Here is a 20813-nt window from a genome sequence, read left to right as displayed (position 1 = left end):
TCTGCCGGATTTTCGATTACTTAAGGTACGTTCAGCGGAAAGGCAGGCCTATAGCTATCATGGTCGCGTGTTTGCTAAGTGCTAAATAATCAATTAACTAATTCTTCATTTAACACTGCCAATGGGTTTGCAAACGCGGCGAGCGTGAGGCGATTATTGCTTCTCGGGATCGCCCCGAAATACCTGCCAACTATTAAGGAACACTATGCCGTTTAAAGACCTTTGCCTGGCATTGCTGGTCATCATTGCGTGGGGTTTGAATTTCATCGTGATCAAATACGGCCTGGATGGCCTGCCGCCGATGTTGCTGGGCGCGCTGCGGTTCACGCTGGTCGCGATTCCCGCGGTATTTTTCATTCGCCGTCCGCAGTTGCCCTGGTTCTGGCTGCTCGCGTATGGAGCGACCATTTCCTTCGGTCAGTTCGCCTTTCTGTTCGAGAGCATGGCCCGTGGCATGCCACCGGGGCTGGCCTCCTTGCTGCTGCAGGCGCAGGCATTCTTCACGCTGCTGTTTGCGGCGATATTCATCGGTGAGAAATTACGCGTGTACAGCGTAGCGGGCTTACTCATTGCTGCTGGCGGACTGACCCTTATCGGCATGGGCACGGGGGCTGCGACCCCGCTTCTGGCGGTGTTGCTGGTGTTGTGCGCGGCCTCGATGTGGGCGCTGGGCAACATCATCACGCGCCGGTTTGGGAACGTCGATCTCGTCGCCCTGGTGGTCTGGGGTGCGATCGTTCCGCCGCTGCCGTTTCTCGCCATGTCGCTGTGGCTGGAGGGGCCAGCGCTCATCGAGCATTCGTTGCTTAATCTGGGATGGAGCTCAGTGCTGTCGCTCGCTTACCTGGCCTTCGTCGCCACGCTGTTCGGCTACATCAGCTGGAGCAAGCTGCTGTCGCGCTATCCAGCGGGCAAGGTCGCGCCATTTTCTCTGCTGGTGCCGGTGGTCGGCCTCAGTTCCTCAGCGTTGGTGCTGGGCGAGCGACTCAGCGTGCTGCAATGCGCGGGGGGTGTGCTTGTGATGTTGGGTCTGACGGTAAATCTGCTTGGGCCCAAGCTGTTCAGCCGTGGGCGACAAGCGACCGCTTGATGCGCGGGGATCAGGGTTTCGCGATTCAAACCCGATTCAGGCAAGTGCGCCGTCGAGGACGGCGCACTTCCGATCAGCTTACAGGGGAGCCGGCCCGAAGCGGTTATCGCCTTTCTGACCTTCTGTAGCCAGGAACACGATGTTGGCGAAAGGCACAATCAGCCACCAGCCGCTGCGATCAGTGTCGTGCAGTCGGCGCACGCCAACGGCGAGGCCGGGTATCAATAACGCAAGGCTGTAAATATTCGAGAGCATGGAGTTGGTGCCGATGATGGCGTCAACAACGGCAATCGCGATAGAGATCAGGACGTTGATCAGGAAAAACATCCAGTACTCCTTGCGCCGCGCCCTCCCGCTGAACACCGCGTATTTCTTCAGAACGTCCACATACCAGTGAAAAAAACCTGGCTGGGCGACAACGGCAGCGCTATTGCCGCTGCCTGCGTACGCCAGCTGCGGCGCGCCGCACTGCGGGCACGTGACAGCACCATCACTGATTTCCTTTGCACAACCACGACAAAATGCCATTTGAATCTTCCTTTGATTAATTAACACACAGTCCAACGAAAATAAGCAGCGAGACACCGGATAACACAGTCCCGGCGATGGCCATGCCATAGCCCGGTCTTTTGGTGTTGATAGTGATGATCCCCAGAATCAGGGCGATGACAGAGAACAGGCCCAGGCCCTGAATCGTCTCTGTGTCCCATTCACTGTCGTCAAAGAGTGCAAGCGTGCACACGATACTGAGCACGAGCGAAAGGATTGCCATCCAGGGGGAGCCAGCGTTTGCAGGGGGGATTGGGAGCGTTGCTGAGGTGATTTGACTCGCGCCACATTGTGGGCAAGTGACTGCCGTTTCATGCAGCTCCTTTGCACAGCCACGACAAAATACCATCGCCATCTCATTTCCCTATAGTAGAAAGGCTTGTAGGTGCGTGTCGGCAGCACGGCTGAAATCTTTAGAAAAGATTTTGTAGGCATCCCTCCCGGCCTGTCTCGAACCTCGCGCGACCGTAATCACAGAGCATCTGGCTGCCTTTTAGTCCTTTTAAAATACCATGCGTGGCAAGACGAATCAGAAACCTTAACAGCTGATAACGCTTTGCATTACCAATTTATAAAAAAGTTGTTACGATCCGCGTCCTCATAGCTTTTCGCCATGCGGAGCGTCCCTCGTCAGGGTGCCGTGCCGCAGATCAGCACGCCTTCGTCCTCTCCAGGAAGCACCCGATGCTACGTCCCGCCCTGCCAGCCTTGTCGGCACTCGTCGCCCTTGGTTTCTCCAGCCATTCCCTCGCAGCGCCGGCGCAGCAGGATGTAGCCGATCAGCCATCGGTCACATCGCCCGCTCAACCGGGCAGTGCCAGCGGCAACTCGGCGCCGGGTGCAGTGGCTTTGGAAGGCCTGAGCATCAACGCCGATTACGGCATCGCGGGGCAAGCGACCACGGAGAATTCGGGCTCGTACACAACGGGTTCCATGAACACGGCGACCAAGCTGCCGCTGTCTATTCGCGAGACGCCGCAGTCGGTGAGTGTGATCACCCGCCAGCGCATGGACGATCAGGGCATGAACGACCTGAACGACGTAGTGAAATACGCGCCCGGCGTGACGTTGCACCGAACGGCGTCGGACCGTCAGGAGTTTCTGTCGCGCGGCTTCAAGATCGACAACATCATGTACGACGGGCTGCCGAGCAGCATCAGCGCCTACACTCAGGATGTGATTTCCGGCGCGGATCTGGCCATGTATGACCGCGTCGAAGTGGTCCGCGGGGCATCGGGGCTGATGACCGGCGCGGGCAGCCCGGCAGCGACGTTGAACCTGGTGCGCAAGCGCCCGACCGCCGTGCCGCAGGTGAGCGTGACCACCAGCGCCGGCAGTTGGGACCGGTATCGCACCGAAGTCGATGCGTCGAACAAGCTCAACGATTCCGGCACCGTTCGCGGCCGTGTGGTCGCAGCGTACGAAGACGACAAAAGCTTCTCCGACATCCGCAAGAATCAGCGCCAGACCTTTTACGGCATCCTCGAAGCCGACCTGAATGATTCGACGACCTGGACCGTCGGCGCGTCCAAACAGCGTGATGACAACACCTCGGACTGGGGCGGTCTGCCCAGCGGTCCGAACGGCGAAGACCTGCACCTCAAGCGCTCGACGTTCCTCAGCAACGACTGGTCGTACTGGAACAAAGACAACATCATGTTCTTCACCGACGTCACGCACCGCTTCGACAACGGCTGGTCGGCCAAGCTGGCGGGGCAGAAGATCTGGGCCGAGGCGGACACGTTTTCCAGCTACGTCGGCAACTACGACGGTCTGGGCTTTCAGCAGTACCACGGCAAGTACCGCGACGACGACGACCAGACCAACCTGGACGCGTCCCTCAGCGGGCCGTTTCAGATGTTCGGTCGCGAGCATGAACTGGTCGTGGGTGTGAGCCATCGGCAGGAGAAGTTTCACCAGTGGGGCGGCTGGACCGACGGCACGCCGATCGACCTCTATAACCCGACCCACTCAGTGATCAAACCTGACGTCGACACCAGCCTGTACGAAACCCGCAACGCCGCCACCGAAGAAGGCGTGTACGCCGTGGCGCGCCTGAACCCCATCGACCCGCTGCACGTCATCCTTGGCAGCCGCGTCAGTTGGTATGACTTCGACAACCGCGTCGGCAGTGGTGATTACAAGGTGGTGCGCGAAGTCACGCCGTATGCTGGCGTCATTTATGACCTGAACGACACGTACTCGGCCTACGCCAGCTACACCGAAATCTTCAAGCCGCAGACCGAAATGGATTCCTCGCGCTCGGTGTTGAAGCCGATGACTGGCAAGAACTACGAGATCGGCCTGAAGGGCGAATACTTCGACGGCGCGCTGAATGCATCGGTGGCGCTGTTTGAGATGGAGCAGGAAAACCGCGCCTATCTGCTGCAGGACCAGAATTCCACCAATTGCCCAAGCTTCCCGGCTTCCAGCTGCTACGGCGCAGCGGGCAAGGTGCGCAGCCGCGGGATAGACACCGAGCTGAGCGGCGCGCTGACGCCGGACTGGCAGTTCTCGGCGTCCTACACCTACGTGCTGAGCCAGTTTGTCGAAGACGGTACCAAAAGCAACGAAGGCAAATTGTTCGCCCCCGAGCAGCCGAAGCACCTGTTCAAAGCCGCGACCAGCTACACCTTGCCGGGTGAGCTGCACAAATGGCGGGTGGGCGCGGACGTGCTGGCCCAGAGCAAGACCTTCAATCGCGTCGGCGACGGCCAGGCGGATCAGGACGCTTACGGCATCGTCGGCCTGATGGCCGGTTACAAGCTGAACGAGCACTGGGACGGCCGGGTCAACGTCAATAACCTGTTCGATACCCGCTACTGGCAGGGCATCCCGACGAACTCGGGCACCGGCGTCTACGGCGATCCGCGCAACCTGATGTTCTCGGTGAAGTGGACGCTCTGATCACTCGCCGCACCCGGCACATCGTTTGATCGCAACGCACTGCGATCAGACGTCCTTGTCCTGATCCTCCGTCAGCAAATCGAGCCCGGCCAAGGGCTCGATCAGCTTCGCGCCTTCATTGCGCACGTTACCGACCTCCTTGCCCACGGCATGCCAGTGGAAATCGCTGACCGGCCGGCAGCCTTCCTGCGCGATTTGCTCAAGGCGTGACGCCGGCGTCTGCGGGTCGACCCATTCCCGGGCGAGCTCGGGCGTCAGCACCAGCGGGCGGCGGTCGTGGATGTCGAGCATGCCGGCATCGCTGGCGGCGGTGATGATGACGAAGCCGTCGCGTTCGTCCGGCTCAAGGCCGGGCCTGACTTGGCCCAGCGCAGCGAAGTACATCGGTCCCTGGTCTTTCAGATGGATGAAGTACGGCTGCTTGCGCTTCGCATCGTTGGGGTCTTTGACCCATTCAAACCAGCCGTTCGCCGGGGCCAGGGCGCGACCGTTCGGCCACAGGTCCTTGAAAAACTTCCCGGTCATCACGGTTTCGACCCGCGCATTGATCGGGTCGGGCCGTTTGCCTTTGGCCCAGTAGGGCGACCAGCCCCAGCGCACCTTGTCGACGCTCAGGCCGTCATCCACTGGCCGGATGATCTCGACGCGGGTGGTCGGCGCCACGTTATAGCGCGCGATGGGCCAGAGATCGTAGCCGTTGATCACCAACTGCTCTGGCGCGAGCGTCTTGAGGTAATGGTCCATTGGCTCGTAGATCGAGTAGCGTCCGCACATGTGTCACCCGTCGAATTTTCCTGCTTATCAGATTGACCGCACGCGGCTGAGAACGTTAACTGTATATACGTACAGTTAACAAACACAAGGTCAGTCCCATGAGTGTCACCATCCTTGGCCGGTTATCGGCGGCGGGCGAGCGGTTTCCCCTTTACGCCTTTCAAGTGCCCGCAGGTTTTCCTTCGCCGGCGGCCGATCACATCGAGCGGCACATCTCGCTGGACGAGCTGTTCGACATCCGCGCGCCCCATGTCTATCTCGTGAAAATAGAGGGCGACAGCATGCAGGGCGCGGGCATCTATTGCGGCGATCTGGTGATCGTCGACCGCAGCCTTTACGCCGAGCATGGCGACATCGTCATCGCCGCCTTGAATACCGAGCCGGTCTGCAAGCGCCTGCACATGCGTGGCAACGAAGTCATCCTCAAATCCGAAAACACCAAATACCCGCCGCGCTATGTCATGGAAGGCGACGAGTTGCTGATCTGGGGCGTGGTGAAATACAGCGTTCGCGATCACGACAAGGTGATGCATTCGTGATTCAGAGGCTTTCTATATAAGGAGGCCGGAGGAGGGGGGTGACAGCACGGGCGTATTGGAACCATTCAAGCGCCCGTGCCACACAGCATAAACCTCTCAGGATGACCTCCGATGCCGCCTGCCTTCCGCCTGTATTCGGGCGCTTTGCGTGTCGTTCGACCGATGCGCCTCGCTTCACTGACTGTTGCGATGTTGTGTGCCGGTTGCCAGTCTTACGGCCCGCCCGAGGCGAGCACCGAACGCACGCCGCGCCTGGTGGCAGGGCTCCATCGCAGCGAAGAGCCGGTGGCTTATTCGCGGTCAACGCAACCCTACGACGGCAGTGATATCTGGCAACGGATGGGACAGGATTTCCGCCTGGCCGACGACAACGGCGTCAACGAACGCATCGTGCGGCAGCGCGACTGGCTGCTGGGCAACGCAGGCTTCATCCGCAATGCCAGTCAGCGGGCCAGCCCGTATTTGCATTTCATCGTCGAAACCCTCGACCAGCGGGCGATGCCGGCCGAGCTGGCTTTGTTGCCGATCATCGAGAGTGCCTACAACCCCAAAGCCAATTCGATCCGTGACGCGGCCGGCCTGTGGCAGTTCATGGCGGCCACCGGGCGCGATTTCAACCTGCGCCAGACCGCCTGGTATGACGGACGGCGGGACGTCGTGGCGTCCAGCAAAGCGGCGATGGATTACCTGACGCGCCTGCACACCCAGTTCGGCGGCGACTGGCTGTTGGCGATGGCGGCCTATAACGCAGGGGAGGGCACGGTGAGCCGGGCCATCGACGCGAATCAGCGCCGAGGCCTGCCTACCGATTACTGGCACCTGAGCCTGCCAAAGGAAACCCAGGATTACGTGCCGCGACTGCTGGCGTTGTCGATGCTGGTGCGCGAACCCGAGACCTATGGCGTGAAGCTCAGCCCGGTGGCCAATGCGCCGTATTTCACGGTGCTGGAGCTGGCGCGGCCGGTGGACCTGGAGCGCCTCGCCGCCAGTGCCGGCATCGATCGCTCGGTGCTGCTGAACCTCAATCCGGCGTTCCTGCGCAAAAAAACCGCCGACGGGCCCTCCCGCGTGCTCGTGCCTCGCGACCAGTTCGAGCAGCTTTCTGCCACCCTCGGCAAAATGACCGACGACGTCATGCCCGGTAACGAGGCACTGGCGGTGACCACTGCCACGGCGTCAGCGGGGATTGTGCGCCCCTGAAGCGACACTCCAGTCACCAATTTGTCCGCTTCGGGCCCACTTTTGGCAGCAATGGGCTCGTCGTGTGTCGGCACGGACACAATCCGGCCGTGTGCTTTTCACATCCCGATCGGCCCGGATGAGCCGGGTCAGACTTATTCATAGAACCAATTAACAAAAATTTCACCGAACTTTTCAGACGCGTTGTAAAAACGCCGATACATCATGGCCAGTCGCCTCCGAAGACACAATTAGAAACATCCACTGCCATAGGTTGATGAGTGCTCAGGTCCGGTGAGCGGTGTCGGACAAGTCGTACTCAACGGCAATGAATAGTTGGATCCCATTATCGAATCAGCACTGATGCGCAAACCTTTGCTTTGCATTTAATAGTCGAAAATAAAATGACCGCCATGCCCGACCCTCTAAATTCAAGGGGTTTAGACCTATACGCGAGAGTACAGTAAAGCGTGTTCGGAAAACCGAGTTGGAGCAGTCGGATTTCCGAACGTAGTTAAACTAATGGTCCTGAGAACTAGCAAGCAATACGCAAGTTGTTAAACAACTTATAAAGTTCGCAGAGGGTTATATAAGTTCTCGGGGCCGACAGTTCATAAGTTCAATAAGGCATTTAGTTCTGATTAATGTCAGGCACGGGCGGGCAGTTAATAGTCGTCGGTGAGGCAGGCTTGATGAATGTTAGCGAGTCGTACGCGGCATTAATAAGAGCGTTCGATGGTTAACGGTTACGCAGAGGGAGGATCGATCGTGCAGGGCGGGATGAAATGCACCATGGCAGAGCATAACCCGATGATTGTTAAGCTATTGTGATGCAGGCGCCAGGCCGGCCGTGCCCTTGGACGCCCCCAATGACTCATTGTCCAGTCGGGGGCACCGAAAGATTTTAAATAGCCGTTTGAATGTTTTGCAGATAATTAGTTAACTCCGTCAATAAAGTCAAAGTGCTATCACGGTGGTGGTGTGAAGTATGTCTCACGACGCTGGGGAACTAAATTTAATTATTGCTGCCTTTGAAATGCGTGGTATTAATAAATCGCTTGCTCCCACTACGAGAGGTATCGATGAAAGAAGAAATCGATGTAAGCGACTGTTCGTGTCAGCCTGAAAATGTGGCGCTGGATATCCAGCAGATAGCATTGAATACCGCCAACCTGAGTATGGATTTGCTGCTCTGCGGGGAGACTGGAACAGGCAAGGACACGCTGGCCAAACGTATTCATGACTTGTCCGGTCGGACAGGTTCTTTCATCGGTATGAACTGCGCCGCCATTCCGGAATCGCTGGCGGAAAGTCAGTTGTTCGGTGTTGTGAATGGCGCCTATACCGGTGTCAGCCGGTCCCGGGAGGGGTACATCGAAGCGGCCTGCGGCGGCACGCTGTACCTGGACGAGATCGACAGCATGCCGCTGAGCCTGCAGGCCAAGCTGCTGCGGATTCTGGAAACCCGGGGCATCGAGCGATTGGGCTCGACCGACTTCATTCCGGTGGACCTTCGGGTCATCGCGTCGGCGCAGCGCCCTCTGGATGAACTCGTGGAACAAGGGCTTTTTCGTCGCGACCTGTTTTTTCGGCTCAATGTGCTGACCATTCAAATGCCAGCCTTGCGCAAGCGTCGCGAACAGATCCTGCCGTTGTTCGACCAGTTCACCCAGGAAGTCGCCGCCGATTTCGGCTGCCCGGTCCCCGAGCTGGACAACCGCCTGGTACAACTGCTGCTCAGCCATTCATGGCCCGGCAACATTCGCGAACTGAAGTCTGCCGCCAAGCGTTTCGTGCTGGGCTTCCCGCTGCTGGGCGGCGATGCGCCTCCGGATCGCGATCTGGAAACCGGCCTGAAGACCCAGCTGCGTGTCATCGAAAGAATGCTCATCGAAGACGCGCTCAAGCGCCACAAGCACAGCCTGGAAGCCGTGGTGCAGGAGCTCGAAATTCCCCGGCGCACGTTGTATCACCGGATGAAAGAGCTGGGCATGAACGATGCGGAAGAAGCGGCGATTTCGTAGGACCGGTTTCAGGCGGGAAGAGGCCAGTGTGTTCCGTATCAATCGTGTGGTGTAGAGCCTGACGCCTTCCCGGCTAACGCCGGTCCCACGAAAGCGAGTCCTGCCCAGAGTCCCACACATACCTGCCGCACCAGGCGCGCTGTTTCGCAATGGACGCCTCGCAGCCAATCTCGCGCAGCCAATGTCGCGTAACCCTGAAATACCAGAGGTCGTGGATGAGTGTGTACGAGTTATTCGATGAGCAACTGGAGGACGACCATCAGGTGCCGAACCTGCGCGTGGTGGCCCGAAGTCTCGGTCAGTTGGGGATCGACCTGCTGCTGTCAGGGGAAACCGGCACCGGCAAGGACACCGTCGCCAGCCGGATCCACACGCTGTCCGGACGCAAGGGCCGGCTGGTCGCGATGAACTGCGCCGCCATTCCGGAATCCCTGGCCGAGAGCGAATTGTTCGGCGTGGTCAGTGGCGCCTACACCGGCGCGGACAAGGCGCGGGTCGGCTACATCGAAGCGGCCCAGGGCGGCACCTTGTACCTGGACGAGATCGACAGCATGCCCCTGAGCCTGCAAGCCAAACTCCTGCGGGTGCTGGAAACGCGCTCGGTCGAGCGGCTCGGCTCCACGACACCCATCGCTCTGGACGTCTGCGTCATTGCCTCGGCTCAGCGCTCCCTCGACGAAATGGTCGAGCAGGGTCGTTTTCGCCGGGATCTGTATTTTCGCTTGAACGTCCTGACCGTCACGCTGGCGCCCCTGCGCGAGCAGCGCGCCCGTATCCTTCCGCTGTTCACCCGCTTCGCTGAGGCGGCGGCGCAGGAGTCGGGTATTCCGGTGCCCGAGACCACCGGCGTGCTGCGTCACGTCCTGCTCAACCATGACTGGCCGGGCAACATCCGCGAACTGAAATCAGCGGCCAAGCGTCACGTCATGGGCTTTCCGCTGCTGGGCGGCGAGTCCGGCGAGGAGGGCGAGTCATCGGGCCTCAAATCGCAGTTGCGGGTGATCGAAAAAGCACTGATTCAGGCGGCGCTCAAGCGCCACAACAACAGCGTCGAAGCGGTGAGTCAGGAGCTCGACATCCCCCGTCGCACGCTCTACCACCGCATGAAAGAACTCGACGTCTGACCTCCGGTCACCTCGCTGCTTCTGGCGACACCTGCTCGTCCACACGTCCATATCCGCAGCTTCCGTGAACATCCCGAATTTTATTGAGCCCCATGGGGAACCGATCCCGAGGTCGGTGCCACCCATTGGCACCAAGCACTTTCGCTGGTGATGACTCAGGAGTGTTCGACATGAATCCAATCTCAATGGTCGGTGGCCTCGCCAACAGCGCGATCAACGCGGGCGGGCAAATGACTCAGCAGGCAGCCAGCGCTGTGACCAACGTCAAGCAGGAAAACCAGATCACCGAATCTGCCGCTCCTTCCAAGGCCGAAGCCGCACAAAACGCCGCCACCGAAAAGGCCGATGCCAGCCAGGCGCGCCTGATTGCCATGCAGACCGAAGCCGACATCCGCAAGCAGACCAACGATGTCCTCAGCGCTATCCGTTCCGGCAAGGAAGACAGCGCCAACAAGGCGATCAGTGCCGAGGCGCAGAACGCCAAAGGCATCAGCTACTGATCGGTCCGAGCGCCCCCTGAAAAAGGGGGCATCCACCTGAGGATGGAGGTTTCATGCTAAGTCTCAATGCCAATACCAATCCGCTGCAAAACCTGCACATCGGCACCGTGGTGTCCCAGCCGACGCTGGGCGGCGACAAGACCCCGCAGTCGCTCAAGGACGTGATCGATCAGCTCGCTCAGGCGCTGACCAAAGGCGGGCACCTGGACAAGGAATCGCCGCTGGGCCAGATGGTCGGCAAGCAGATGGAAAAGAACAATCCGTTGGCGTCGCTGATCGGCGGCAATCCGGACATGATCAAGGCTGCTCTGGGTGACCTGATCAAGGACAAGCTGGGGGAAAACTTTGGTGCTGCCGCCGATGCAGGCCAGGCAGGTGCCGGCGCGCCGGACCTGATGTCGCAGACCCTCAACGGTCTGGCCAAGGCCTCGCTGAATGACCTGCTGACCAAAACGGATCAAGGCACAACCTTCTCCAAGGGCGACATGCCGCTGCTGGAAAAAATCGCCGAATTCATGGACCAGCGCACCGCCCAGGATCCACAGAAATTTCCGGCGCCGGATTCGGGCTCCTGGAAGAACGAACTCACGGCTGAGGGCGATAACTTCCTCGACGGCAAAGAAACGGCTGCCTTTCGTTCTGCACTGGACTCGCTGGGCAGCCAGCTCGGTCAGGAACAGAACGGCCTCAGTGATGCCGGCGGCGGATCGCCACTGAGCAACCTGTCACCGACCGCCCCGTCGGGCGGCGGCGTGCAAACCCCGAACAGTCTCAATCAAGACCTCGGCCAACTGCTGGGTGACCTGCTGCAGAAGGGCGTCAACGCCAGCGTCGGCGGCGGCCTCGGTACGCCGATGAACGATGCGTCTCAGTCCGGCGGTGCCACCAATAGCGTGACCCAGGACCTGGGGCAACTGCTCAGCGGCCTGATCAAGAAAGGCCTCGAAGCCGAACAGAACGGAGCCGGCGTCAACGGCGCAGGCGGGCAAACCAATCCGTTCGCCCAGCAGGATCAGCAAAACATGCTGGCCCAGGCCGCCACTGCCCTTGTCTCGGCCCTGGTGGGTGGCGGCAACAACAGCAACAGCCTTTCCTGAAGCCAACCGTACGCATCGACACCGTCTGCCGGAGAACGCCCGTGACCCTTTCCAATGTCAACCAACTCAAATCGCCGTCCACCGATCTTGAGCCACGCCTGGATCAGGGATTGGTCAGCGGGCCTTCGCAGGCGGACGTCGATCTGTTCAACGCCGCCATGCGCCCCGAGCTGTCGATGCAGCAGAGTCATTTGTCCGAGCAGATCGCCAGCGCCCTGTCGGACCGTCTTGGCGCCACCGACAAGCTGTCGCAGCAAGCCGCGCGCAAGATGAAACGGGCGTCCACCACTGACGACCCGCTGGAAATTTCCCAGATGAGCCGGTCGCTGTCGCAGTATTCGCTGCAGATGGCGCTGACCACCAAAGTCGTCAGCAAGAGCGCCCAGGCCCTCGATAAACTGACCAACCTGCAGTAGAGGCATACCGTGAAATACCTGACTGCGGGACTGATCTGCCTGATGCTGCTGCTCAGCGGGTGCAGCGACGACACGGACCTGTTCACCGGGCTGTCCGAGCAGGATTCCAACGACGTGATCGCCAGCCTCGCCGACCAGCACATCGACGCGCGCAAGCGCAGCGAGAAGACCGGCGTGGTCATCAGCGTGCCGACGGCCGAGATCAATCGCGCGGTGCGGATCCTCGATGCCGCCGGCCTGCCACGGCGATCGCGCACCAGCCTGGGCGAAATCTTCAAGAAGGAAGGGGTGATTTCCACGCCGCTGGAAGAGCGCGCGCGTTACATCTACGCCTTGTCCCAGGAGCTGGAAGCGACGCTGTCGCAGATCGACGGGGTGATCGTCGCCCGCGTCCATGTCGTGCTGCCTGAACGCATCGCGCCGGGCGAGCCGGTGCAGCCTGCTTCGGCGGCAGTGTTCATCAAACACACCTCGGCCCTCGACCCCGACAGCGTGCGCGGGCGCATCCAGCAGATGGTCGCCAGCAGCATCCCCGGCATGTCCGGCGAGCCGCTGGATTCGAAGAAATTCGCCATCGTGTTCGTGCCGGCGGCGGAATTTCAGGACACTGAACGTCTGGTGAACTTCGGGCCCTTTCTGATCGACAGCGCCAACCTCGACTTCTGGAATCGCATGCTGTGGCTCGCGCCGTTTGCCGCGCTGCTGCTGATTGCCTTGATCGTGTTGATCCTGCGCGGCGACTGGCGCAATGCGCTGTTGCAACGCATCGGCCTGCGCCGCAGTGCCCGGACGAGCATGCCGGTGCGGGCGTAATGCTCAGCGTTGAGGAGCACTGGATTCGCTGGTGGTGCGCGCCCTGGGAGTGGGCCCACGCAGACTGGATCGACGTGTTCGCCGACCATTGCGGCATCACCCGCGAGGACTGTACGGAACTGCTCGGCACTCGCCACGACGTGTTTCTGCACAGCGTTGGCGTGGTCCCGAGCCAACCGCCGCCGCCTGTTGATTCGCTGATGCAGTGGCTGCGACTGGATGAAGCGCAGCAGCACCGGGCGCTGTCCCTGGCGGGCCGAATCTGTTTCGGGCAGGCCGACCGCGCTTGCGCCGATGACGCCGGGCAGGTGCATGAGCCTTGGTGCCGCGCGGTGGCCAAAGCGTTGCGGCCCGGTTTATGGCTGGACGCCTCGGTGACGGATGCGCGGGTGTTGCTGGCGGCGTGGGCGGGTGAGCCTTGCTGGTCGCGGCTGCGCCTGTCCTGGGCGCCGGATGCCCTGCCGCCGCCCTGCGCCGAGCTGCCCGAGAACAAGCTGCACACCCTGTGGCACTCGGTGTTATGGCGGGTGACGACACCTTGATGAGTGCGGTTACCCCATTGTCCTTCAGGAGCTGAACATGCTCGCCAAGCGTCGTCTTGTGTTGTCTTCCTCCGCCGTGCTGGTCACCGACATTCTGCGTCGCGAAGACCTGGCCGGTACCGTGCTCGCCGCTGAAGTGCTGGACAACGCCCGCGCTGAAGCCGAGCAGATTCTTGCCGATGCACACGCCCAGGCGCAGCAGGAAAAGGATCAGGCGCTGGCGCAGTTCTGGGACAGCGCCAACGGTTTTCTGCAGCAGCTGGAGCAGCAGCGATCGGCGCTGGCGCAGGAATCGATGGAGGCTGTTGAAGCCTTGCTTAATGAGGCCCTCGCCGAGTTGCTCGACCAGACGACACTCGCTGAACGCAGTCGCGCGCTGATGAGGAATCTTGCCGCCGGCCAGACCGTCGAAACCAGGGCCGTGCTCAGCGCCCATCCCGACATGCTCGACAGCCTTGGTGAGTGGCTGTCGGCCAGTCGCTTTGCCGATCACTGGCAGCTAAAAGGTGACCCGACGCTGGCGCCGCAGACCTTGCGCCTGAGCGACGCCAATGGTGCGTTCGACATCGACTGGGACAGCCTGCGCCGTGGGCTCGCGGGGCCGACGGCGCATTCATGAGTTTTTCTTGACCCGGTTGTGACGGTTCATGGAACCGGAGCGGCCGCAGGTTCCACTCAGGGGTTGAATCCCTCAGTTGGAGCCACCGGCATGATCAGTTTCAAATCCCTGCAAAACCACCTCGATCACTCCTATTCCCGCGCCCAGGACGACATGCAGGACGCCGCCGAAACCGCCTCTGAAAGCGGCACCATGGAAGATTTCCAAGCGTTCAGTGATGCCTCGCAGCAGACCAACGTCGCCAACATGATTCTCAACGAAGGGCTGCGCGCCAAACACGGCATCACCAAAGCGATCATCGATGGAATTCAGTGAATTCAGCGCGATCCTCGCCCAGTGGTGCGAGCGCCGTCCGCTCGCGCCGCTGGACTGCTGGATCGATGACGCCAACGCGCGGCTGGCGGTGTCGGGCAACGGCATTCGCCTGAGCCTCGATGTGCTCGATCCCTACGACGGCAGCGACCCGCAACGCCTCGACGCGGTACTCGCCCAGGGCGGTGCCGGCGTGGCCTGTGCCTGTGAGGGCGGGCTGGCCATCGACCCCGAAACACGCTGCGTGGTGTTGGTCAGCTGGATTCCCGACCCCTGCAACCCTACGCAACTGCTCGAACGTCTGGAGCGCCTGGCCAATCAGCGCGCCGCGATGCTCAGCCTCATGCAAAACTCGATTCGCAGCGCGACCGCCTCGTCGTCACGCTCGACCCTCAGAACCTGGCAACCGGGAGTGTGAAATGCGCAAGGCCTTAATGTGGTTGCCTTTGCTGATGATCGGTATCGGCGCGCCGGCGCTGGCCGCGGTGCCTGACGCCTGGAAACACACCGCCTACGCCTACGACGCGCGGCAGACCGAACTGGCGACTGCGCTGGCAGACTTCGCCAAGGAGTTCGGCATCGGCCTGGACATGCCGGCGATCCAAGGCACGCTGGACGGGCGCATTCGTGCGCAGAACCCCCAGGAATTCCTCGACCGGCTGGGTCAGGAGCATCATTTCCAGTGGTTCGTCTACAACGAAACCCTGTACATCAGCCCGACCAGCGAGCAGACCTCGGCGCGCATCGAAGTGTCGCCGGAAGCGGTCGATGACCTGCAGCAGGCGCTGTCCGACGTTGGTCTGCTGGACAAGCGCTTCGGCTGGGGCGCATTGCCCGACGAAGGCGTGGTGCTGGTGCGGGGCCCAGCCAAGTACGTCGAGTTTGTGCGCAGTTACAGCAAGAAGGTCGAGGCGCCGGAAAAAGCCGAGAAGCAGGACATCGTGGTCCTGCCGCTGAAGTACGCCAACGCCGCCGACCGCACCATTCGTTATCGCGATCAGCAACTCACTGTGGCCGGCGTCGCCAGCATTCTTCAGGAATTGCTGGAAAGCCGCTCCCGTGGCGAGTCCATCAACGGCGTCAACCTGTTGCAAGGGCAGGGCGGCGCGGGGGGATCTGCAGGCGGCGGCGCCACGTCCTCAGGCCTGAACTACGGCGGCATGCAAAGCCAGGGCTTTGACACGGGGGCCATCGAACAGGGGCTGGATCGGGTGCTGGGCTCCAAGGGCAAACGCGGCGGGTCGTCCAGCGAAGCGGCGGGCCGCTCGAAAATCCGCGTCAGCGCCGACGTGCGCAACAACTCGGTGCTGATCTACGACCTGCCCAAGCGCCGGGGGATGTACGAGAAGCTGGTCAAGGAACTGGATACGCCGCGCAACTTGATCGAGATCGACGCGGTGATTCTCGACATCGACCGCAACGAGCTGGCGCAGCTGTCCAGCCGCTGGAACTTCAAGGGCGGCAGCGTGAGCGGCGGCGCCAACCTGTTCGAGCAGGGCACCAGCACCACGCTGTTCATTCAGGATGCCGGCAAGTTTTCCGCAGACCTGCATGCTCTCGAGGGCAACGGTGCGGCGTCGGTGATCGGCAATCCGTCGATCCTGACCCTGGAAAACCAGCCGGCGGTGATCGACTTCAGCCGCACCGAATACCTCACCGCCACGTCCGAGCGCGTCGCGGACATTGTGCCCATTACGGCGGGCACCAGCTTGCAGGTGATTCCGCGCTCCCTGGACCAGAACGGCAAATCCCAGGTGCAATTGATCGTCGACATCGAAGACGGCCAGATCGACACCTCGCAAATCAACGAAGACCAGCCGGCCGTGCGCAAGGGCAACGTCAGCACCCAGGCGGTGATCGCCGAGCACGGCTCGCTGGTCATCGGCGGATTCCACGGGCTGGAAACCACCGACAAGGTCAACAAAATCCCGCTGCTGGGCGACATCCCGGTCATCGGCAAACTGCTGTTCCAGTCCCGCAGTCGCGAGCTGAACCAGCGTGAGCGCCTGTTCATTCTCACGCCGAGGCTGATAGGCGATCAGATCAACCCGGCGCGTTACGTGCAGAACGGCAACCCCCACGATGTTGATGACCAGATGAAACGCATCAAGGAACGCCGCGACGGTGGCGAACAACCGACCCGCAGCGACGTGCAGAACGCCTTCACCCAGTTGCTCGACGGCGTGACCCCGGTGGGCTTCAACAGCGGCGAGACCCTGCCGTTTGAAGCCGACAGCCTGTGTGATCCAGGTGCCGGGCTGAGCATGGATCGCCAGCGTTCCCAGTGGTTTACCCGCAAGGACTGGGGCATCGCGGTGGTCGTGGCGCGCAACACCACCAGCAAACCGGTGCGCATCGACGAAAGCCGCTGCGGCGGTCGCTGGGTGATGGGTGTCAGCGCCTGGCCCCATGCGTGGCTGCAGCCGGGGGCGGAGAGTGAAATCTACATCGCCCTGCGTCAGCCGCAGGTGTCGAGCAAGGCCAAACAGAACCGACCTTCGCTGCTCAAGGGGGCTACACGATGAACCTGCGCGGTTTGCTTTTGCTGTTTCTGGTCACTGCCACGTTGGCGGGGTGTGCAACCCATGGGTGTTCGGGTTATTCGTGCAAGCGCCCGGATTCCAATGACCGGGAGCTGGTGATCTGGTGGCCGCCGGACATGCGTCAGGGGATTGATGAGCGTGACCATGAGCAGGATTTTACTGTGGTGCCATTGAAGGACTGAGCATGATTCGGGTATCGGAAAAATCAGCGTTTTACGCCCACGTCGCCGCCGAGCGTGCAGCGATCTGGCCGGTGGCGACGGGTGTGGCGTTTGTCAGTCGACGTGAGCATCGGGATTGGGGCATCGCGCTGCATATCGAGGGCCGAGCCCTGCGCCCGGAGCAGTTGCGCGATGCCTTAGAGCGGCGGTTTTCGCAGGCGGAGTTGTTTAACGATTTCTTTCTGTTTCTGGATGTGCAGCGGGATTTTGTGGTCTGGCACGCGGTGCCCGATGCGCAGGGGGCGGCGGTGAGTCTGGACAGTATTCGTCGGCAGGAGCTTGAGCTGGCGGGGTTGGGGCATCTTAGTGATGCTTTGCAATAGCGCGCTCGCGGGGCTCGCTTTCAAGATCTGGATCAAGAGCATCTGCCTAACGGCAGACATTTCGCCTTCGGCGAGTTACTTGGAAAAGTCGAAAGTCGCACCATCCCCAAGTAACCAAGGGTGCCTGCTCCTGGTTTGGCCCTTCGTTCCTCAGGGTTCCCTCACTCCGACGACGCTCCGTGGGCCCGCGCCGAACGGACATCCATGTCCTAGCGGCGCTCTCGCGGCATCCATGCCGCTCGGCCCACTCCGCGTCGTCTGCGTTCGGCCTGCACCCAAGTCGCGATTGGCGGTGGTGAGCCTTTTGCGCAGTAAGATCAAAAGTGCGCTTACGCTTAGTAAGACCGGCTTTAGCCGGGAAGAGGCCCGTCCAAACGCTGACGTTCGATCGTCCCCACGCTCCGCGTGGGAATGCATCCCGTGACGCTCCGCGTCACCTCCCAAGGCCTGAATGCGCGTCGTCTGCGGGACGCGGAGCGTCCGGGGTGGCGTTACCACGCGGAGCGTGGGAACGATCAGTAATCTGCGGTCGGACACCCATCCTGTGGGAGTCGAGCTTGCTCGCGAATGCTGCATTTCAAACACCCATTATTCGGCGGATGTACCAATGCCTTCGCGAGCAAGCTCGCTCCCCCAGGGCGGTAGTCGTGTCTGCAAAACTGCCAGCGCCCATACCGGCCTCATCCCGGCTAAAGCCGGTCCCACTAAAAAGCAACGCGGACACCCTGTGGGACCGGCTTCAGCCGGGAAGCTTTTGCTTTGCTCTCGCTTTTGCTTTCGCTCTCGCCTTGCTTTTGATCTTCTACGCAGGAAGTCCAGGCGACACAAATCGCGACTTGGGTGCAGGCTGAACGCAGGTCTCGCGCAGTGGGACGAGCCGCATGGATGCGGCGAGAGCGCCGTCAGGACATGGATGTCCGTTCGGCGCGGGCCCACGGAGCGAGACCGGAGTGAAGGAACCCCGACGCAGGAGGGGCCCAACCAGGAGCACAAGCCCTTGGTTACTTGGGGCTTTATCAAGTAACTCGCCGAAGGCGAAACAGTCTGCCCTTAGGCAGACGCCCTTGATTTTGCTTTAGATCGTGATCTTGCCAGACGCAGGTCAAACATCTTCAATCCGAATGACCTCGTCCGTCACTTCCTCAAGCTGCCGCACGATCTGATAAATATTCGCCACCGCCAACAGCGTCGTCCTCGGGATGTACTTGCCGGCCTTGACCTTATACAGCGTCCGCGCCAGCCAGATACTCTGCACCACCGGAATCCCCGCCTTTTTTGCCCGCGCGATCAACGCCAGCGCCTCATCATCCTCACCCTTGCAGTGAATCTGCGGCAGCGGCGTCGTGCCGGGCCGGTAATAGAGCGCCACCGCGTAGTGGGTCGGATTCACCACCAGCATGTCCGCATCCTCCACCGGCTTGGCCGGCGCGGTCGGCGCCTGGTTCAACAACTCATGGGCCAGCTGCCGACGATGCCCCTTCACATGGGGGTCGCCCTCTGACTGCTTGTACTCCTTCTTGATGTCCTCATGGCTCATCCGCAGCTTCTTGGCGTGGAAGTACTTCTGCAGCGCAAAATCCACCGCGCCGATCACCAACAGCAGCCCCAGCGTTGCCCGCAAAATGTGGCGGAACACCTGCAGCAGCGCATGCCAGTAGGTCGTCAGGTCGGTGCTCGACAGCAAAATCAGCGTGCCCAGCGACGGCTTCACCACCACGTACAGGGTCGCCGCGATGGCCGTGGCTTTCAGGATGCTGAGCAGCAAGGTCGTCAGGCTTTGCGCCGAGAACATCTGCTTGGCGTGGGCGAACGGGTTGAGTTTGTTGAAGTCCAGCTTCAGCGCCTTGGGCGCGAACAGAAACCCGATCTGTATCCAGCTGCCCACCAGCCGCATCAACATCGCGATGCCGACGCTGCTCAGAATGAAGCCGACCAACACGCTCGCGCCTTCGCTGGCGACCTGTTCCAGTGTGTGCATGAAGGGCTGGCCAACGCCCTGGAACGACAGCGTCATCAAGTGCAGCAAGCGCGCGACGCTTTCGTCCGCCAGGCCGAAGGTCACTTCGCTGACGACCAGCAACACCAGCAGTTTGCTCAGGTCCTGGCTCTGCCCGACCTGGCCTTTTTCGCGGGCGTCGCGCAGTTGTTTGGGCGTGGCCTTTTCGGTTTTTTCGCTCACGGCACATGCACCAGTTGGCCGAGCAGGTGCTTCAGATCGGCGAGTTGCGTGATCTGGCCGTTGCCCAGCTCCAGCAGCGTCGGCAGGTAGATGAGCAGGAAGGCGATGCCCGCCATGCTCTTGGCCGGCATGGCCAGGATCGATACGTTCAGTTGCTGCGCGTACAGGCCGATGATCGCCAGCGCGGCCTCGATCAACAGCAGCAAGCCAATGAACGGCGCGGCGTAGAGCATCATGTGCTGGAGGGTCTGGTTGAGTTGTTCGAGAAACAGGTCCAGCCCGTCGACGGTCATGCCGGGCAGCCAGGCGGTGGGCGGCCAGACCTGATAGCTGTCCCAGATCACCTGGGTAATCAGCGACAACCCGCCGGACAGAATCACCAGCATGATCAACGTCTCCTGAAACAGCTCGCCCAGCGGCGTCGCGTCAGGCCCCAGCGCCGGGTTCAGTTGACCGCCGCTCAAGGCGCCGCGCTGGCTGTCGAGCAATGCGCCCACCGAAGCGAACATCCAGAACGGCGCGTACAGCAACAGGCCGAGGAGAGTGCCGAGCACCGCCTCTTTGAGCAGCAGCGCGCCGATGGAAAACCAGTCGTCGTTCATGCCCGACAGCGCCCGGCTGATGCTCGGCGCCGGGATCATCGACACCACCAGCACCACCGCGTAACGCAGCGGGCCCTTGAGGTATTTAAAGCAGAACGCCGGCACCAGAATCATGCACGGCAGGATGCGCGCGGCCGCCAGGCCCATGCCCAGCATCAGTTCGAACAGGCCCTGAGCGTCGAAGGGCATCTAGTGCGCGCCGCCGGAGCGGGCGATCAGGTCGAAGGCCATGTTGATGAACTGGATCAGTTCGACACCGATCCATCGCCCGGTCATGGCCAGGGTCAGGCCGACGGCGGCGAGCTTGATGCCGAAGGGCAGGGTCTGGTCCTGGATCTGCATCAGCGCCTGCAGCAGCGAGGTGATGACGCCCACCAGCACGGCCACCCCCAATGGCGGCGCCGTGAGAATCACCACCAGAAACATGCCCTGTTTGAACAACGCCAGCGCTTCCATCACC

General features: G+C 61.2%; 22 protein-coding genes and 1 pseudogene. 17 read left to right on the top strand and 6 right to left on the bottom strand.

Translation table 11 applies throughout. The annotated features are described in order from the left end of the window. The first annotated feature begins 205 nt into the window (after positions 1-205). Positions 206-1090 (top strand): EamA family transporter, encoded by an 885-nt coding sequence (locus AC07RO_RS24060; protein WP_346631372.1) that lies wholly within the window; start codon positions 206-208, stop codon positions 1088-1090. A gap of 78 nt (positions 1091-1168) precedes the next feature. On the opposite strand, the gene AC07RO_RS24055 is transcribed toward AC07RO_RS24060, so the two are convergent. After that, positions 1169-1618: a DUF805 domain-containing protein gene (locus AC07RO_RS24055; RefSeq protein WP_495087262.1), complete on the bottom strand. Its 450-nt coding sequence runs from the start codon at positions 1616-1618 to the stop codon at positions 1169-1171. A gap of 16 nt (positions 1619-1634) precedes the next feature. Further along, positions 1635-1994 (bottom strand): DUF4190 domain-containing protein, encoded by a 360-nt coding sequence (locus tag AC07RO_RS24050; protein WP_192174812.1) that lies wholly within the window; start codon positions 1992-1994, stop codon positions 1635-1637. A 329-nt stretch (positions 1995-2323) separates the two neighbouring features. Between AC07RO_RS24050 and AC07RO_RS24045 the strand changes: the two genes are divergently transcribed. Further along, the gene (locus AC07RO_RS24045; RefSeq protein WP_495087243.1) at positions 2324-4546 is read left to right on the top strand and encodes a TonB-dependent siderophore receptor; all 2223 of its coding nucleotides are present in this window, start codon (positions 2324-2326) and stop codon (positions 4544-4546) included. A gap of 45 nt (positions 4547-4591) precedes the next feature. On the opposite strand, the gene AC07RO_RS24040 is transcribed toward AC07RO_RS24045, so the two are convergent. After that, positions 4592-5320, bottom strand: coding sequence for an SOS response-associated peptidase family protein (locus tag AC07RO_RS24040; protein WP_495087242.1), 729 nt, complete (start codon positions 5318-5320; stop codon positions 4592-4594). A 98-nt stretch (positions 5321-5418) separates the two neighbouring features. Between AC07RO_RS24040 and AC07RO_RS24035 the strand changes: the two genes are divergently transcribed. From AC07RO_RS24035 to AC07RO_RS23965, 15 genes and pseudogenes are all read left to right on the top strand, one after another. Continuing rightward, a complete protein-coding gene (locus AC07RO_RS24035) occupies positions 5419-5859 on the top strand; it encodes a LexA family protein (protein WP_065989204.1) in 441 nt (146 codons plus the stop codon). Between the two features lie 111 nt (positions 5860-5970). Beyond that, positions 5971-7056: pseudogene (locus AC07RO_RS24030) on the top strand (transglycosylase SLT domain-containing protein); the annotation flags it as partial. Positions 7057-8120: 1064 nt separating this feature from the next. Beyond that, positions 8121-9062 carry a sigma 54-interacting transcriptional regulator gene (locus AC07RO_RS24025; protein WP_346628140.1) on the top strand — a complete coding sequence of 314 codons (942 nt, stop codon included), beginning with the start codon at positions 8121-8123 and terminating at the stop codon, positions 9060-9062. 215 nt (positions 9063-9277) lie between these two features. Beyond that, positions 9278-10186 carry a sigma 54-interacting transcriptional regulator gene (locus AC07RO_RS24020; RefSeq protein ID WP_282372884.1) on the top strand — a complete coding sequence of 303 codons (909 nt, stop codon included), beginning with the start codon at positions 9278-9280 and terminating at the stop codon, positions 10184-10186. Positions 10187-10356: 170 nt separating this feature from the next. Next, positions 10357-10686, top strand: coding sequence for a type III secretion system major pilin HrpA (locus AC07RO_RS24015; protein ID WP_108122843.1), 330 nt, complete (start codon positions 10357-10359; stop codon positions 10684-10686). A 53-nt stretch (positions 10687-10739) separates the two neighbouring features. Then, positions 10740-11783, top strand: a complete 1044-nt coding sequence (locus AC07RO_RS24010) for a type III secretion system effector HrpZ (protein WP_495087241.1) — start codon at positions 10740-10742, stop codon at positions 11781-11783. Between the two features lie 41 nt (positions 11784-11824). Then, positions 11825-12199, top strand: coding sequence for a type III secretion system inner rod subunit SctI (gene sctI / locus AC07RO_RS24005; protein WP_192134532.1), 375 nt, complete (start codon positions 11825-11827; stop codon positions 12197-12199). A gap of 9 nt (positions 12200-12208) precedes the next feature. Beyond that, the gene (gene sctJ, locus AC07RO_RS24000) at positions 12209-13012 is read left to right on the top strand and encodes a type III secretion system inner membrane ring lipoprotein SctJ (protein WP_346631364.1); all 804 of its coding nucleotides are present in this window, start codon (positions 12209-12211) and stop codon (positions 13010-13012) included. After that, a complete protein-coding gene (locus AC07RO_RS23995; protein WP_495087240.1) occupies positions 13012-13554 on the top strand; it encodes a type III secretion protein in 543 nt (180 codons plus the stop codon). The genes sctJ and AC07RO_RS23995 overlap by 1 nt, the downstream gene beginning before the upstream one ends. A 37-nt stretch (positions 13555-13591) precedes the next feature. Next, positions 13592-14173 carry a type III secretion system stator protein SctL gene (gene sctL / locus AC07RO_RS23990; protein WP_463583557.1) on the top strand — a complete coding sequence of 194 codons (582 nt, stop codon included), beginning with the start codon at positions 13592-13594 and terminating at the stop codon, positions 14171-14173. A gap of 90 nt (positions 14174-14263) precedes the next feature. Continuing rightward, positions 14264-14488, top strand: a complete 225-nt coding sequence (locus AC07RO_RS23985; RefSeq protein WP_065989219.1) for a type III secretion protein — start codon at positions 14264-14266, stop codon at positions 14486-14488. Continuing rightward, positions 14475-14903 carry a type III secretion system chaperone family protein gene (locus AC07RO_RS23980; RefSeq protein ID WP_495087239.1) on the top strand — a complete coding sequence of 143 codons (429 nt, stop codon included), beginning with the start codon at positions 14475-14477 and terminating at the stop codon, positions 14901-14903. The genes AC07RO_RS23985 and AC07RO_RS23980 overlap by 14 nt, the downstream gene beginning before the upstream one ends. Position 14904: 1 nt before the next feature. Continuing rightward, positions 14905-17010, top strand: coding sequence for a type III secretion system outer membrane ring subunit SctC (gene sctC / locus AC07RO_RS23975; protein ID WP_495087238.1), 2106 nt, complete (start codon positions 14905-14907; stop codon positions 17008-17010). Then, complete coding sequence (gene hrpT, locus AC07RO_RS23970; RefSeq protein WP_074891941.1) at positions 17007-17210, top strand: HrpT family type III secretion system protein; 204 nt, start codon at positions 17007-17009, stop codon at positions 17208-17210. Before sctC ends, hrpT begins: the two co-directional genes overlap by 4 nt. A gap of 2 nt (positions 17211-17212) precedes the next feature. Continuing rightward, positions 17213-17572: a type III secretion protein HrpV gene (locus AC07RO_RS23965; protein WP_192174800.1), complete on the top strand. Its 360-nt coding sequence runs from the start codon at positions 17213-17215 to the stop codon at positions 17570-17572. 1102 nt (positions 17573-18674) lie between these two features. On the opposite strand, the gene sctU is transcribed toward AC07RO_RS23965, so the two are convergent. From sctU to sctS, 3 genes are read right to left on the bottom strand one after another with little or no spacing between them, the layout of a single operon-like run. Then, positions 18675-19751 carry a type III secretion system export apparatus subunit SctU gene (gene sctU / locus AC07RO_RS23960; RefSeq protein WP_427689149.1) on the bottom strand — a complete coding sequence of 359 codons (1077 nt, stop codon included), beginning with the start codon at positions 19749-19751 and terminating at the stop codon, positions 18675-18677. Beyond that, positions 19748-20542 (bottom strand): type III secretion system export apparatus subunit SctT, encoded by a 795-nt coding sequence (sctT, locus tag AC07RO_RS23955; protein WP_495008919.1) that lies wholly within the window; start codon positions 20540-20542, stop codon positions 19748-19750. The genes sctU and sctT overlap by 4 nt, the downstream gene beginning before the upstream one ends. After that, positions 20543-20809: a type III secretion system export apparatus subunit SctS gene (sctS, locus tag AC07RO_RS23950; protein ID WP_093458684.1), complete on the bottom strand. Its 267-nt coding sequence runs from the start codon at positions 20807-20809 to the stop codon at positions 20543-20545. Between the last annotated feature and the right edge of the window lie 4 nt (positions 20810-20813).

Source organism: Pseudomonas sp. GW821-FHT07F05, from assembly GCF_059418765.1.
The sequence above is the reverse complement of the archived record's forward strand: the minus strand, read 5'-3'. Positions and strand labels throughout refer to the sequence as shown.

Bases quoted from the DNA above. Each gene is read 5' to 3' on its own strand.
- AC07RO_RS24060 (WP_346631372.1), top strand. From the start codon at position 206: ATGCCGTTTAAAGACCTTTGCCTGGCATTGCTGGTCATCATTGCGTGG.
- AC07RO_RS24055 (WP_495087262.1), bottom strand. From the start codon at position 1,618: ATGGCATTTTGTCGTGGTTGTGCAAAGGAAATCAGTGATGGTGCTGTC.
- AC07RO_RS24050 (WP_192174812.1), bottom strand. From the start codon at position 1,994: ATGGCGATGGTATTTTGTCGTGGCTGTGCAAAGGAGCTGCATGAAACG.
- AC07RO_RS24045 (WP_495087243.1), top strand. From the start codon at position 2,324: ATGCTACGTCCCGCCCTGCCAGCCTTGTCGGCACTCGTCGCCCTTGGT.
- AC07RO_RS24040 (WP_495087242.1), bottom strand. From the start codon at position 5,320: ATGTGCGGACGCTACTCGATCTACGAGCCAATGGACCATTACCTCAAG.
- AC07RO_RS24035 (WP_065989204.1), top strand. From the start codon at position 5,419: ATGAGTGTCACCATCCTTGGCCGGTTATCGGCGGCGGGCGAGCGGTTT.
- AC07RO_RS24025 (WP_346628140.1), top strand. From the start codon at position 8,121: ATGAAAGAAGAAATCGATGTAAGCGACTGTTCGTGTCAGCCTGAAAAT.
- AC07RO_RS24020 (WP_282372884.1), top strand. From the start codon at position 9,278: ATGAGTGTGTACGAGTTATTCGATGAGCAACTGGAGGACGACCATCAG.
- AC07RO_RS24015 (WP_108122843.1), top strand. From the start codon at position 10,357: ATGAATCCAATCTCAATGGTCGGTGGCCTCGCCAACAGCGCGATCAAC.
- AC07RO_RS24010 (WP_495087241.1), top strand. From the start codon at position 10,740: ATGCTAAGTCTCAATGCCAATACCAATCCGCTGCAAAACCTGCACATC.
- AC07RO_RS23995 (WP_495087240.1), top strand. From the start codon at position 13,012: ATGCTCAGCGTTGAGGAGCACTGGATTCGCTGGTGGTGCGCGCCCTGG.
- sctL (WP_463583557.1), top strand. From the start codon at position 13,592: ATGCTCGCCAAGCGTCGTCTTGTGTTGTCTTCCTCCGCCGTGCTGGTC.
- AC07RO_RS23985 (WP_065989219.1), top strand. From the start codon at position 14,264: ATGATCAGTTTCAAATCCCTGCAAAACCACCTCGATCACTCCTATTCC.
- AC07RO_RS23980 (WP_495087239.1), top strand. From the start codon at position 14,475: ATGGAATTCAGTGAATTCAGCGCGATCCTCGCCCAGTGGTGCGAGCGC.
- sctC (WP_495087238.1), top strand. From the start codon at position 14,905: ATGCGCAAGGCCTTAATGTGGTTGCCTTTGCTGATGATCGGTATCGGC.
- hrpT (WP_074891941.1), top strand. From the start codon at position 17,007: ATGAACCTGCGCGGTTTGCTTTTGCTGTTTCTGGTCACTGCCACGTTG.
- AC07RO_RS23965 (WP_192174800.1), top strand. From the start codon at position 17,213: ATGATTCGGGTATCGGAAAAATCAGCGTTTTACGCCCACGTCGCCGCC.
- sctT (WP_495008919.1), bottom strand. From the start codon at position 20,542: ATGCCCTTCGACGCTCAGGGCCTGTTCGAACTGATGCTGGGCATGGGC.
- sctS (WP_093458684.1), bottom strand. From the start codon at position 20,809: ATGGAAGCGCTGGCGTTGTTCAAACAGGGCATGTTTCTGGTGGTGATT.